Origin of the sequence: Sphingomonas sp. 2SG (assembly GCF_005503285.1) — a bacterium.
GTDB classification, from domain to species: domain Bacteria; phylum Pseudomonadota; class Alphaproteobacteria; order Sphingomonadales; family Sphingomonadaceae; genus Sphingomonas; species Sphingomonas taxi.
The window spans coordinates 1-13,048 of sequence record NZ_SCMZ01000048.1 but is presented as its reverse complement, the minus strand read 5'-3'; the positions used below and the strand labels follow the sequence as shown (position 1 = coordinate 13,048).

The 13,048-nt window shown below is 68.4% G+C and carries 14 protein-coding genes; 3 read left to right on the top strand and 11 right to left on the bottom strand.

Features of this window, described 5'->3' with window-relative positions; genetic code table 11:
* Position 1: 1 nt before the first annotated feature.
* The 7 genes from FFS23_RS16250 to FFS23_RS16220 all read right to left on the bottom strand — a co-directional run bounded on the left by FFS23_RS16250 (position 2) and on the right by FFS23_RS16220 (position 5,934).
* Entirely contained in the window at positions 2-448 is a 447-nt protein-coding gene (locus FFS23_RS16250) for a response regulator (RefSeq protein WP_137899422.1), read from the bottom strand.
* Positions 445-1,956 (bottom strand): sensor histidine kinase, encoded by a 1,512-nt coding sequence (locus FFS23_RS16245; RefSeq protein ID WP_137899421.1) that lies wholly within the window; start codon positions 1,954-1,956, stop codon positions 445-447. Before FFS23_RS16245 ends, FFS23_RS16250 begins: the two co-directional genes overlap by 4 nt.
* 220 nt (positions 1,957-2,176) lie before the next feature.
* Positions 2,177-2,935, bottom strand: coding sequence for an exonuclease domain-containing protein (locus tag FFS23_RS16240; RefSeq protein WP_137899420.1), 759 nt, complete (start codon positions 2,933-2,935; stop codon positions 2,177-2,179).
* Positions 2,936-3,026: 91 nt separating this feature from the next.
* Complete coding sequence (locus FFS23_RS16235) at positions 3,027-3,491, bottom strand: PH domain-containing protein (RefSeq protein WP_137899419.1); 465 nt, start codon at positions 3,489-3,491, stop codon at positions 3,027-3,029.
* Between the two features lie 30 nt (positions 3,492-3,521).
* Positions 3,522-4,889, bottom strand: coding sequence for a phosphoglucomutase/phosphomannomutase PgmG (gene pgmG, locus FFS23_RS16230; protein ID WP_137899418.1), 1,368 nt, complete (start codon positions 4,887-4,889; stop codon positions 3,522-3,524).
* Positions 4,886-5,149: a J domain-containing protein gene (locus FFS23_RS16225; protein WP_137899417.1), complete on the bottom strand. Its 264-nt coding sequence runs from the start codon at positions 5,147-5,149 to the stop codon at positions 4,886-4,888. Before FFS23_RS16225 ends, pgmG begins: the two co-directional genes overlap by 4 nt.
* Positions 5,146-5,934 carry a division plane positioning ATPase MipZ gene (locus FFS23_RS16220; RefSeq protein WP_137899416.1) on the bottom strand — a complete coding sequence of 263 codons (789 nt, stop codon included), beginning with the start codon at positions 5,932-5,934 and terminating at the stop codon, positions 5,146-5,148. Before FFS23_RS16220 ends, FFS23_RS16225 begins: the two co-directional genes overlap by 4 nt.
* Before the next feature lie 86 nt (positions 5,935-6,020).
* On the opposite strand from FFS23_RS16220, the gene panC reads away from it, so the two are divergent.
* Both panC and FFS23_RS16210 read left to right on the top strand, forming a co-directional pair.
* Complete coding sequence (gene panC / locus FFS23_RS16215) at positions 6,021-6,866, top strand: pantoate--beta-alanine ligase (protein WP_137899415.1); 846 nt, start codon at positions 6,021-6,023, stop codon at positions 6,864-6,866.
* Between the two features lie 78 nt (positions 6,867-6,944).
* A complete protein-coding gene (locus FFS23_RS16210) occupies positions 6,945-7,241 on the top strand; it encodes an SEL1-like repeat protein (RefSeq protein ID WP_038665808.1) in 297 nt (98 codons plus the stop codon).
* A gap of 69 nt (positions 7,242-7,310) precedes the next feature.
* Here FFS23_RS16210 and FFS23_RS16205 read toward each other — a convergent pair whose 3' ends face one another.
* Positions 7,311-8,321 (bottom strand): amidohydrolase family protein, encoded by a 1,011-nt coding sequence (locus FFS23_RS16205; RefSeq protein ID WP_137899414.1) that lies wholly within the window; start codon positions 8,319-8,321, stop codon positions 7,311-7,313.
* Positions 8,322-8,350: 29 nt separating this feature from the next.
* Positions 8,351-9,397: a glycoside hydrolase family 5 protein gene (locus tag FFS23_RS16200; protein WP_249340719.1), complete on the bottom strand. Its 1,047-nt coding sequence runs from the start codon at positions 9,395-9,397 to the stop codon at positions 8,351-8,353.
* A 155-nt stretch (positions 9,398-9,552) separates the two neighbouring features.
* Between FFS23_RS16200 and FFS23_RS16195 the strand changes: the two genes are divergently transcribed.
* On the top strand, positions 9,553-10,002 hold the full coding sequence (locus FFS23_RS16195) for a DUF3617 domain-containing protein (RefSeq protein WP_137899413.1): 450 nt from the start codon (positions 9,553-9,555) through the stop codon (positions 10,000-10,002).
* 43 nt (positions 10,003-10,045) lie between these two features.
* Here FFS23_RS16195 and FFS23_RS16190 read toward each other — a convergent pair whose 3' ends face one another.
* Positions 10,046-10,321 carry a hypothetical protein gene (locus FFS23_RS16190; protein ID WP_038665822.1) on the bottom strand — a complete coding sequence of 92 codons (276 nt, stop codon included), beginning with the start codon at positions 10,319-10,321 and terminating at the stop codon, positions 10,046-10,048.
* A gap of 165 nt (positions 10,322-10,486) precedes the next feature.
* Positions 10,487-13,012, bottom strand: coding sequence for a DNA topoisomerase (ATP-hydrolyzing) subunit B (gyrB, locus tag FFS23_RS16185; protein ID WP_137899412.1), 2,526 nt, complete (start codon positions 13,010-13,012; stop codon positions 10,487-10,489).
* Between the last annotated feature and the right edge of the window lie 36 nt (positions 13,013-13,048).

Here is a 13,048-nt window from a genome sequence, read left to right as displayed (position 1 = left end):
ATCAGTGTTCCTCGACCGCGGGAACCTGGATCACCGACAGGAACAGGCCGAGCTGGCGGATCGCCTGCGCGAAGCTTTCGTAATTGACCGGCTTGGTGATGTAGACGTTGCAGCCGAGATCGTAGCAGCGCTGGATCTCGATCTTGTCGTCGGTGGTGGTCAGCACCACCACGGGGGTCCGCTTCAGCGGGCTGCCTTCCGCCTTGATCCGCTGGAGGATGTCGGTGCCGCTCATGTCGGGCAAATTGAGATCGAGCAGGATCAGCGCCGGCGCGCCCTTGGCGGGACCGTCGTCCGCCTCGAACAGATGGTGAAGCGCCTGGGTGCCGTCGGTGAAGTGCTTGATATCGTTGAGGATGCCGGCGCGACGGATATTCTTCTCGATCAGCCGGGCATGGCCTTCGTCGTCCTCGATCATCACGATGCCGACGGATTGATGGGCGTTCATGCTGCGCTGTCCTGACTGACGTAGGTCTTGGGAAGATTGAGGCGGAAGGTGGAGCCGCGGCCCGGTTCGCTCTCCACGTCGATCGTGCCGCCGAGACGATAGGCGAGCGCCCGGACGTGCGCCAGCCCGATCCCCTCGCCGGGCTGGTCCTGCTGGCCCGAGCGGCGGAACAGGTCGAAGATGCGCTGGTGATCGCGCGGATCGATGCCGCGGCCGTTGTCGGCGACCGACAGGATGACGCGGTCGCGCCGTGCCTCGCCGGCGACGGTGATGACGCCGGGACGGCCGGGCTGGAGATATTTGGTGGCGTTCTCGATCAGGTTCGACAGGATCTGTTCGAGCGCGACGCGGTCGGTGACGACCGGCGGGATCGGGCGGCGCACGCTGAAGCTGATGCCGCGCTCGTCGAGCAGGTGGCGGATCGAACCGGCGACGGTGTCGGCGATCGCGCCGGGGTCGATCGTCTCGGGTGCGATGACGCGGCGGCCCTCGCGGGACAGCTTGAGGATGGCGTTGATCAGCCGGTCCATCTTCTGCGTCGAGGTGCGGATGAAGCCGATCGATTCGGGCAGGTCCTCGCGCACCGCGAGCCGCGCCTCCTCGCTGACGATATGCGGCGCCTCCGCCTCGGCACGGTCGACCAGTTCGGTGAGCGGGGCGGTCGCGGCGGCGAGTTCGGCGGTGAAGCCCATCACGTTGACCAACGGCGAGCGCAGGTCGTGGCTGACGATATAGGCGAAACGCTGGATCTCTTCGTTGGCGCGGCTGAGATCGGCGGTCCGCTCGTGCACGGTCTCTTCGAGATGCTCGTTGAACTCGCGCAGCGAATCGCGCGAGCGGGCGAGGTCGCGGGTATAGCCGAGCACGGTGAGCAGCGAGGCGAGCGCGACGAGGGCGAGCAGCACCGCGGCGAGCGCGAGGATGCCGTAGAAGATGCGCACGCTGCGCTGCTGCGCGGCGTCGCGCTCGGCGAGCAGGCGGCGTTCGGTCACCGCCATCCGTTCGAACGCGTCGCGGATCGCGGTGAGGCGGCGGACGCTCGCCTCGGTGCGGAACAGCGTGACCGCGGTGTCGGCGCGGCCGGCGTCGATCAGCGCGATCGTGCGCGCGCGCTGGGTGAGCAGCGCCTGGATCTCGCCGCGGAGCTGCCCGAGCGTCGCGATCTGCGTCGGATTGTCGCGGGTGAGGCCTTGCAGATAGCCGAGCGCGGCGGGGGTCGCCGCCGACCAGCGATGATAGGCGTCGCGATATTCCGGGTTGCCGGTGAGCAGATAGCCGCGCCGCGACGCCTCGCCCTGTTCGATCAGGCGGCGCGCGTTGCTGACCGCCAGTTCGACCTCATAGGTGTGGTTGACGGAACGGGTGTGGCTCTCGTTCTGCCCCGTCGCCCAGCCGGCGCCGATCCCCGCCGCGACGAGCGCGAGGAAGCCGAGCGCCATGAACGTGACGAGCAGGCGGCCGAAACGGCTCTCGGACACGACGAACGGGTTGCGGACTTTTCTGATCACGCGCGCGGCTTTACGCGAGCCGATGTCGTTACGCCAGCGATGCTGTCGGGGTGGGGCGCGTGGCGATACCGGCTGCCCATCCCGTTCGCCCTGAGCCTGTCGAAGGGCCGTGAGTCTCACCTGCCCCCTTCGACGCCGCCTGCGGCGTCGCTCAGGACAGGCTTCGACAGGCTCAGGGCGAACGGCGGGAGGTGTCTGCCGGCAGGCGGGGTAGCGAGGCCTACAGCAGCAACTCCTGCGTGGTGGCGCGGCCGACGGCGCCGCCGCCGCTGCGGCGGTCCATCTCGGCATTGGCGGTGAAGCGGATGTCGGGGTCGCGATCGGCCATGAACGCCATCAGGCTCTCGTGGTCGAGCTCGCTCCACGCCTTGCCGCGGTGCGGGCCGTAGCGGACGCGGGGGATCAGGCCGGGCGTGCGCGACCAGTCGAGCAATTGCGCGACGCTCGCTTCGTTGAGCTGGTCGCGCAGATGATGCGCGGTGACATAGGCGTCGGGGAAGGCGCGGTGGACGGGCAGGCCGCGGTCATGGTCGAGACCGTCGGGCTTGCGCCAGTAGCGCAGCACCTGATTGGAGAAGCTCGGCGAATCAGGCCAGAGGCGCAGCGCGCATTTCCAGGTGCAGATCCACTCCTGACCATGGGTCAGATTGGGGGTGCAGAATTGCTGCTCGAAATCGGCGCGGTGCGCGGCGAGCGCGAGGCGGCGCGGATAGGGATCGAGCACGCGGCGGGCGACGTCGTGCCACCACGGCGCCTCGGCGACATGCTCGTCGAGAATATGGTGGATCGCCTGGGTGATCGGCGGGATGGCGCGGCCGGGGTTGACCAGGATCGCGCCGCCTTCGCCTTCCAATTCCCAGCGGCCGTCCGGCTGGAGCGCGACGTCCTGCCAGCCGATCTCGCACACGCCATGCGCCGGCGGCGCGCTGCCGGTGGTTTCGAGGTCGATGACGCGGATGATCTGGGGGGTCGGTCGCATTATGCCCTAAATGGGCGCTTGCGGGCGATTATGCCAGTGCGAAGGGGGCGTCTCTGCCGTTCGTCGTCGGGATGACGAATGTGGGTGGGCCTTACCGATAATCCTCGTCGTCGATGTCCATCTCGCGCACCCCGCGCAGGCGGCGGGCGCGGTCGACGAGCTTGCGCAGGCCTTCGCGGCGCTCGCGCGCGGCGGGGATGTCGCGCAGCACGAATTGCGCGTTGCCGGTGGTGCGGTCCGACGAGGTGATGGTGATCGTGCCGATGTCGGTGATCTGGTTGACCAGCGAATAGTCGACGCGCACGTCCTTGATCCGGTACAGTTCGATCTCGTCGATCGACTTCATGACGAGGCCGCGCTTCACGATCAGCCGCTGGTCGGTGATCTCATAGGACGCCGACAGATTCTGTAGCCAGCGCACCGCGATGACGATCAGGCCGACGCCGATCGCACAGGCGAGGATGGTCAGCCAGCCGGTGAAGCTGCCGAACAGCCAGCGATTGGTGCTCGAGCGGAAATTGTCGACCGGCCGTTCCGTGCTGTAGGTCCCCACCATAAGCCGACCCTATCCGGCGCGCCGCGGCTGTCAATCGCGCGCGACGCCGCACGCCGCCAGCGCCGCGTCGATCTCGGCGAGCAGCGCGTCGAGCCCGGCCTGATCGGCGGCTTCGGCGCGGGCGGTGAGCACGTCCTGCGTGTTCGAGGCGCGCAGCAGCCACCAGCCCCGCGGCGTCGTCACGCGGACGCCGTCGATCGCGATCACCGGCGTACCGGCGGCTTCGAGGCGGGTGCGGACCTCGTCGATCACCGCGAACTTGCGTGCGGGATCGACCGGGAAGCGCAGGTCGGGGGTGTTGACGAGCGGCGGCATCGCGTCGCGCAATTGGGTGAGCGAGCGGCCGGACAGATGTACCGCGCGGATCAATTGCACCGCGGCGTGGAGCGCGTCGTCGAAGCCGTACCAATCGTGCGCGAAGAAGATATGGCCGCTGAGCTCGCCGGCGATCGGCGCGTGGTGGGCGAGCATCGCCTCCTTCATCAGGCTGTGGCCCGTCGCGCCCATCACCGGCGTACCGCCGAGTTCGGCGATGCGGTCGAAGACGAATTGCGAGGATTTGACGTCGGCGACGACGGTCGCGCCGGGCAGATCGGCGAGCACTGGCGCGATCAGCAGGCTGAGCAACTGGTCGCCCCACAGCACGCGGCCGGCGCCGTCGATCGCGCCGATGCGGTCGCCGTCGCCGTCGAAGGCGATGCCGAAGTCGAGTCCCTCGCGGCGGACCAGCGCCTTGAGGTCGTCAAGATTATGTTCCTCGGTCGGGTCGGGGTGGTGGTTGGGGAAGCGGCCGTCGACCTCGGTGTAGAGCAGATGATGCTCGCCGGGGAGCCGCGCGGTCAGCGCCTCGACCGCGGGGCCGGCGGCGCCGTTGCCGCAGTCCCAGCCGATGCGGTAGCTGCCGCCGCCGTGGCCGGCGAGGAGCCGCGCGACATAGGCGTCGAGCACGTCGGCATCGGTGACGGTGCCGGCACCCGCGCTCCACGCGCCCGCGGCGGCGAGGCGGGCGAGATCCTGCACGTCGGCGCCGTAGAAGGAGCGGTGGCCGAGCACCATCTTGAAGCCGTTGTCGTCGCGCGGATTGTGGCTGCCGGTGACGTGGATGCCGGCGTCGACGCCGAGCGTCGCCTCGGCGAAATAGAGCATCGGCGTCGGGCCGATGCCGATCCGCACCACGTCGACGCCGCCCGCGGTAAGGCCGGCGACCAGCGCCGCCTCGAGTTCGGGCGAGGAGAGGCGGCCGTCGCGGCCGACCGCGACGCGGCGGCCGCCCACGGCGCGGACGCGGGTGGCGAAGCTGCGGCCGATCGCCGTGGCGTCGGGGGTGCCGAGATTGCGGCCGACGGTGCCGCGCACGTCATATTCCCGAAGGATTGCGGGCGACAGGACGTGGCTCATCCGCCGCGGCGCAGCGCGCCGAGCAGCAGGTCGCGCGCCGCGTTGATCTCGGTGCTTGCCGCCGCCGAGCCGCCGCGATCGGGATGCGATTCGGCGAGCAGGCGGCGATGCGCGGCGCGAATCTCGCTCTCGTCGGCCCCGGCGCGCAGGCCGAGCACCCGGTGCGCGCGCTGCGTGTCGGTGAGCGTCGCGCGTTTGGGGGCGGGGCGGAGATAATGCCAGGCGAACCAGATCAACGCGATCGCGAGCAGCCACTTCATGCGGCGAACTGCGGCGCGGCGGGCTCGGGCAATTGCAGCGCGCTCATCATCTCGCGCAATTCCTGGCGCGAGGCGACGTGGCCGAGGCCCATCGCGCCGAATTCCTTCGAATCGATCATCGTCAGCCCGGCGGGGAACAATTCGCGATAGATGACGCGTTCGCCGAGGCCGGGGATGATGCGGAAGCCGACGCGCTTGGCGAGCTGGCCGAGCGCATCCGACACGCGGCGCATGTTGCGCGCCTCGATATGCTGGAGGCGATTGCGCAGCACGACCCAGTCGATCTGGGTGCCGTCGGCGCGGGCGCGCTGCTTGCGCGCGTCCCAGATCAGCTCGGAATAGAAACTCGGCCGGGTGACGTTGAACGTCTCGGGATCGACCTGGCCGATCAGGTCGAAGTCGACGAAACTGTCGTTCATCGGCGTGACCAGGGTGTTGGACAGCGCCGCGGCGGTGCGCGCGAAATAATCGTCGCGACCGGGCGTGTCGATGATCAGGAAGTCGGCACCGTCGGACAGGCGCTGCCACGTCTCCTCGAACACCGACTCGCTCTCGCCGTCATGCGTCGCGTGGATCGGCATGGGAAGGTCGCTGCCGGTCCGCTTGATCGTCGCGGCGCGGTTCTCGAGATAGCGGCCGACGGTACGCTGGCGATGGTCGAGGTCGAAACAGGCGACCTTGGCGCCCTTGGCGGCGAGCGCGATGGCGACGTGCACCGCCGTCGTCGACTTGCCGGTGCCGCCTTTTTCATTGGCGAAGACGATGACGTGTGGCCCTGCGGGCACGGTTCGTTCCTTATCGATGCTGGCGGGTTGCTCGGTCACGACGCTCTTCATAGAAGCCGCGCGCTCATTGTTCGAGGGATTAAACGGTGCTGACGGTTCGAGACCTGGACGGGCTGCGCGCGGCGGTCGCCGCATTCCGCGCCGACGGCGCGACGATCGCGCTGGTGCCGACGATGGGCGCGCTGCACGCCGGCCATATGGCGCTGGTCGAGGCGGCCCGCCGGCCGGGCACCAAGGTGATCGCGTCGATCTTCGTCAACCCCAGGCAATTCGGCCCGAACGAGGACCTCGCCCGCTATCCGCGGCGCGAGGCGGCCGACGCGCGCCTGCTCGCCGAGGGTGGCTGCGACCTGCTGTGGCTGCCGCCGGTCGAGGTGATGTATCCGGCGGGCTTCGCGACCAACGTCGGCGTGACCGGGGTCAGCGACGGCTTCGACGGCGCGGCGCGGCCGGGCCATTTCGACGGCGTCGCCACGGTCGTCACCAAATTGTTCAACCAGACCGGTGCCGACATCGCCTATTTCGGCGAGAAGGACTTCCAGCAGCTCGCCGTGATCCACCGCGTCGTCGCCGACCTCGACATGGCGATCGAGATCGTCGGGGTGCCGACGCAGCGCGACGACGACGGCCTCGCGCTGTCGTCGCGCAACATCTACCTCGACGACGAGCAGCGCGCCAAGGCGGTGGCCTTGCCGCGTGCGCTCGGCGTCGCGGCGCGGGCGGTGGGGCGCGGCGACGATGTCGAGACCGCGCTCGCCGAGGCGCGGGCGACGCTGATCGCGGCGGGGTTCGCGATCGATTACGTCGCGCTCGCCGATGCCGAGACGCTGGCCGAGTCGCCCGCGGCGGATCGGCCGCGCCGGCTGCTCGCCGCGGCGCGGATGGGCGCGACGCGGCTGATCGACAATGTCGCGATCGAGCCGATTGGCTAAAAAGCGCAGTTGCCGAGCCGTTAACCAATTGTCAGGACGAATCGCGGATGGTGCCCTCATGAGCAATGGGGGCAAACCATGGGCAACAGTTTCAAGAGCGCGCAAATCCTCATAGACAGCCGTATCGCCGACGCGATGCGCGGCCGGCCGGAGGCATTGTTCGACCTCGGCGTCTGCTACCAGACCGGCACCGCCGGCGCGGGCGTCGACCTGATCGAGGCACATAAATGGTTCAACCTCGCCGCGGTGGCGGGCTTCAGCGAAGCTGCTTATGCGCGCGCCGAGGTCGCCGACAACATGACCGCGCGCGAGATCGCGCTGGCGCAACGCCAGGCGCGCAACTGGCTGGGCATGACGCAGCGGCAGGCGGCGTAACGACCGAAGGCCGTCCGGCGACGTTGAACGGCGGTTCGGGCGGCGTGCCGGCCTGAGCGGGGTTGCCGCTCACGGCGCGTGCCGGCCCGCCTGCTGCCCGGCGGCATGCGTCAGACGGTCCCAATTGCCGTGGGCGAATGCCTGTCGTGCGGCGTCGTCGAGCCCGACCGTGTCGAGAAAATGGCGGGGCGCACCGCCTTCCTTATATTGATACGGGAAATCGGTGGAGAACAGCAGGCGCTCGGGACCGACGATTTCGAGGCAGCGGTGAAGATAGGTCTCGCTCCACATGCCGCTGCCGGTGACGTACAAATTGGTGCGGGCATAGTCCGACAAGGACCGTTGCAGATCGAGCGCGCGCGCGAAGACCGCCGATGTCCGCTCCAGATAGAAGAGCACCACCTCGCCCCAATGGCCGAGGATGATCTGCAAGTCGGGCAGCGCATCGAACACGCCGGCTGCGGCCAGACGCAGCCATTGCAGGCCCGCTTCATAATGCCAGCCGAGGCCGAACGCCGCCAAAGCGAGGTCGGCGGTTTCGCCGATCCCCGAATAATTGGCCTGACGCACCTCCGCCAGCGGGGTCTGCGGATGGATGAACAGCGGCACCTGCAGCTCTGCCGCCTTGGCGAGCAGCGGGCGCAGCGCGGGATGATCGAGATGCCGCTCTCGCGTGCGGCCGCAGAGCAGCGCGCCCTTCAATCCGAGGTCGCGGACCGCGCGTTCGAGTTCGCGCGGGGCGGCGTCCGTGTCCGGTGTCGGCACGGCGGCCAGGCCCTGAAAGCGGTCGGGATGGCGGGTACAGGTTTCGGCGATCAGGTCGTTGACCCTCTGCGCGGTTTCGACCGCGGCGGCGGGGGTAAGATTGTGCAGCCCGGGCGTGGTGAGCGAGAGCACCTGTACGTCGACGCCCTGCTCGTCCATCAGCGCGATCCGGCCGTCGCCGAGATCCGCGAGGCGGCGGCCGTTTTCGCCGCCATCGGCGAAGGCCGAGACCGGATCGTGCGGCGGCGGCGCGGCGTCCCAGGCGTCGCGGACGAATGGGGGCAGGATATGCTCTTCGATCGCGATCAGGCGCATGGGCAATCTCCCGGCAGGGTCAGCCTCGCTCAACGAGGCGCCGCGGCATTCGTTGCTGCCGGCACGAGCGCCTGCCGGATCGGCTCCACCCAGCGGTCGCGGTCGATGTCGTACAGAATGAAGTCGCTGTCGAACTGCCAATAGGCCCAGGGGAAGCCGTGCGCCTCCGCTTCGCGGCGGACGGTCGCGGTGTAGCGGGCGCGGGCCGCCATCGGCGTGCCGCTTTTCTCATAGGCGCCGAATTCGCCCATCAATACCGGGCGATCGTTCGCCTTCGACCATGCGCCGACGGTGTCGTAATCGGCCTTGATCCGCTGTTCGTCCGCGGCGGTGAAGGGCACGTTCTTCACGGCGGTCAGCTCGGGCGCCCAGGGCGCGCCCTGATGGGTGAAGCGGAACGGCTCGTAGGAGTGGAAGGTGACGAGGATGTTGCGGTCGGCCGCAGGCAGCTCGAGCTTGGGCAGTTCCTCGAGATTGTTCCAGCGGCTCGGGCCGATCACCAGCGTGCGGTCGGGGTTCGAGCGGCGAACCAGAGGGATGAGGGTGCGCAGCATCGCATTCCAGCGCGCGGCGTCGAGCGGCGCGTGCGGTTCGTTGAGCAGTTCGAACAGCACGGACGGCGGCGCAGCGCGATAGCGTTCGCCGATCTGCGTCCAGAAGGCGACCAATTTGGGTTCGCACGCGTCCGGCGCCTTGGAACAGGCGTTGAAATCGTGTTCGTCGATGATGACGCCCAGGCCCGCGGCGCTCGCCTCGCGGACCATGCGGTCAAGCGTCGCGAGCCATTGCGGGTCGAGCCGGTTCTGCGCGTCCATATGGCCGAACGACTGGAGGACGATCCGGACGAAATCGAAGCCGCCCTGCCGGATGATCCGGAAGTGGCGCGTTTTGAACCGCGCCTTGGCCGCGTCGCGCCATAGCGGGTCGTAGCCGAGGATGTTGACGCCGCGGTGCAGGCGCGCGGCGGTGCGCCACGCCGGACCGGTCCCCGCCGTCGCGATGGGCGCGGCCGGCGCGGTCGCCCGAGCCGCCGCGATCGCCGGAGCGACCGTGGGCGTGGCGAGGATTAAGGCCAATGTCAGTAACTTACAGGTGAACCGCACGGCGCTGATCCTTCGGCAAGGCGAGAATAGGACCGGTAGACGATCCGGCGGAAGCTGTCCTCTTATTCGATGCTTCGAGCGGCGGTCGGCCGCTTGCGCCGGTGGCGGGCAGACGCCATGGCCTGTGGATGCGCAGCCTGACCCCGTTCGCCCTTCTGCTTCTCCTGCCCGCGGCAGGTGCGACTCAATCGCTCGCGCAGGAGCGCTGGGACGTCACGTCGACGGTGGTCGATCTGACCGTGCCCGGTGCACCCGGTTTCCTGCTGCGGATGGCCAAGGGCAAATCGCGGGCGGAGCATAAGTGTGTCGCGCCCGGACAGAGCGTCGCGGCGTTGCTGGCACCCGATCCGAAAGCGCGATGCCGGGTCGACCGGCAGCAGATCGCCGATGGCCGCTACACGCAGGCGCTGACCTGTCCGCAGAAGAACGGTGCGCCGATGCAGGTCAGCCGCGCCGGAACCTATACCGCGGGTGGCTTCGTCGGCCGCGCCGAGATGACCGGTCAGACGGCCAAGGGCAGAATGAACGTCGTCCTCGATCAGCGGGCGGCCCGGGTCGCCGGCAGCTGCAAGGGCTGACGACGGGGCAGGCCGTCCCGTAGCGTCGGTCGCCCCGGCGGGATCACCGATCGTCGGGGATGTCGGCGATCTCGTTGTCGGACAGGCCGGCGCTTTCGTCGCGCAGGAAGCGCAGCAGTTCCGCCACCTCGGGCGGCCCGAAGCGGAGGCCGAGGTCGTCCATCTGGATGAAGATCGCCTGCTGCCTGTCCGGTGACATTGCCGCGACGACATCGACGCAATCCGCCAGCGTGCCCTGGCCCACGACGTCCGACATCGCCTCGGTATCGCCTTCGATAGCGTAGATCGTCGCGGGTTCGCTTAACGGATAGGTTGTCATCGCTGCTCCAGTCGGTCGCTGTCGGGACGATAACGTGCGGGAGCTGGAATGGACGCAGGCGCTGCGCCGCGTTTGGAGAAGGTCGTCGGGCTCTTTAGGTCGTATCGACGTTCAGGGTTGCAAAAAGTCCTCCCCCGCCAGGGGGAGGAATTGACGGTGTCAAACCTACACGTCCAGATTGGCGACGTTCAGCGCGTTGTCCTGGATGAATTCGCGGCGGGGTTCGACGACTTCGCCCATCAGCTGGGTGAAGATCACGTCGGCGGCCGAGACGTCTTCCGAGGTGACGCGCAGCATCGTGCGGTTCGACGGATCGAGCGTGGTTTCCCACAATTGGTCGGCGTTCATCTCGCCGAGCCCCTTGTAGCGCTGGATCGCCAGACCCTTGCGGCCCGCGGCGAGGATCGCGTCGAGCAGTTGCGACGGCCGCGCGACGAGGCTTTCGCCGCGCGAGACGGTGGTGGTGACGCTGCCGATCTGGCCGGCATTCTCCTCGGTTTCCTCGCCGCCGTCCGTGGCCGGCTCCGGGTCCGCCGCGGTCGCGGCGAGGCCCTTGAGCGGGATCAGCTTGCCCGCCGCGACGAAGCTTTCCGCCTGTTCGGCGGCGAGGCCGTGCAGCTTACGCGCCTCGGCGCTGGCAAGGAAGGTCGCCTCGACGATGTGATGGTCGGTGACGCCGCGCCACAGCCGCTCGAAGTGGATGCCGCCGTCCTCGGTCAGCCGCGCGGTCCAGCGTGCCTCCTCGTCGCCCGATTCGAGCCGGCGGACGACCTCGGCGACCGTCGCCGCGCGCTGGTCGCGGGTGAAGCTAGGGTCGAGCGCACCGGCGAGCGCCAGCACCTCGATGATCACCGGGTCGTAGCGCCGCGGCACGTAGCGCATCAGCGTGCGCATGCGGCGGGCATGATCGAGCAGGCTCTTGAGATCGGCGCCCGAGCGCGTGCCGCTCGGCGCGTCGAACACCATCGACGAGACGCCGGCGTCGACGAGATATTCGTCGAGCGCGGCATCGTCCTTGAGATAGACTTCCGACCGGCCCTTGGTCGCCTTGTAGAGCGGGGGCTGCGCGATGAAGAGGTGACCGCGGGTGATCAGCTCGGGCATCTGGCGGTAGAAAAAGGTCAGCAGCAGCGTGCGGATATGCGCGCCGTCGACGTCGGCGTCGGTCATGATGACGATCTTGTGGTAGCGCAATTTGTCGGCGTTGAAGTCGTCGCGGCCGATGCCGGTGCCCATCGCCTGGATCAGCGTGCCGATCTCGCGGCTGGCGATCATCCGGTCGAAGCGTGCGCGTTCGGTGTTGAGGATCTTGCCGCGCAGCGGGAGGATCGCCTGGAAGTGGCGATCGCGGCCCTGTTTGGCCGAGCCGCCGGCCGAATCGCCCTCGACGAGGAACAGCTCGGACTTGGCCGGGTCCTTCTCCTGGCAGTCGGCGAGCTTGCCGGGCAGCGAGGCGATGTCCATCACGCCCTTGCGCCGGGTCAGCTCGCGCGCCTTCTTGGCGGCCTCGCGCGCGGCGGCGGCGTCGATGATCTTGCCGACGATCGAGCGGCCGTGAGCAGGATTTTCCTCCAGCCATTCGGCGAGCTTGTCGGCCATCAGCGATTCCAGCGGCTGGCGCACCTCGGACGAGACGAGCTTGTCCTTGGTCTGGCTGCTGAATTTGGGATCGGGCAGCTTGACCGAGACGATCGCGGTGAGCCCCTCGCGCATGTCGTCGCCGGTGAGCGTCACCTTCTCCTTCTTCAGCATCCCCGACTTTTCCGCATAATTGTTGAGCGTGCGGGTCAGCGCGGCGCGGAAGGCGGCGAGGTGGGTACCGCCGTCGCGCTGCGGGATGTTGTTGGTGAAGGCGAGGACGTTCTCGTAATAGGAATCATTCCACTCGAGCGCGACGTCGATGCCGACCTCGTCGCGCTGGCCGTGGATCGCGATCGGTTCGGGGAAGAGCGGCGTCTTGGCGCGGTCGAGCCATTTGACGAACGCGGCGATGCCGCCCTCGTAATAGAGCTCCACCGTCTTCGGCTCGTCGTGGCGCGCGTCGGTGAGGAACAGGCGGACGCCCGAATTGAGGAAGGCCAGCTCGCGATAGCGATGCTCGAGCTTCTCGAAGTCGAATTCGGTGATCTTGAACGTGGCGGGCGAGGGCAGGAAGGTGACGCGCGTCCCCTTCTGGCCGGGCGCGGCGGGGCCGACGACCTTGAGCGGCGCGACCGCATCGCCGAAGGCGAAGCGCATGTAATGCTCCTCGCCGTCGCGCCAGATGGTGAGGTCGAGGAATTCGCTGAGCGCGTTGACGACCGAGACGCCGACGCCGTGCAGGCCGCCCGACACCTTGTAGGCATTGTCGTCGCTGGTGTTCTCGAATTTGCCGCCGGCGTGGAGCTGGGTCATGATGACCTCGGCCGCCGAGACGCCTTCCTCGGGGTGGATGCCGGTCGGGATGCCGCGGCCGTTGTCGGTGACGCTGACCGAACCGTCGGCGTTCAGTTGGATGTCGATCCGGTCGCAATGGCCGGCGAGCGCTTCGTCGATCGCATTGTCGCTGACCTCGAACACCATATGGTGGAGGCCCGATCCGTCGTCGGTGTCGCCGATATACATGCCCGGCCGCTTGCGCACCGCGTCGAGGCCCTTCAGCACCTTGATCGACGAGGCGCCGTATTCGTTCGCATTCTGGGGTTCTGCCATGGCGAGGATATAGGGATTGCGGGGGCGGAACGAAAG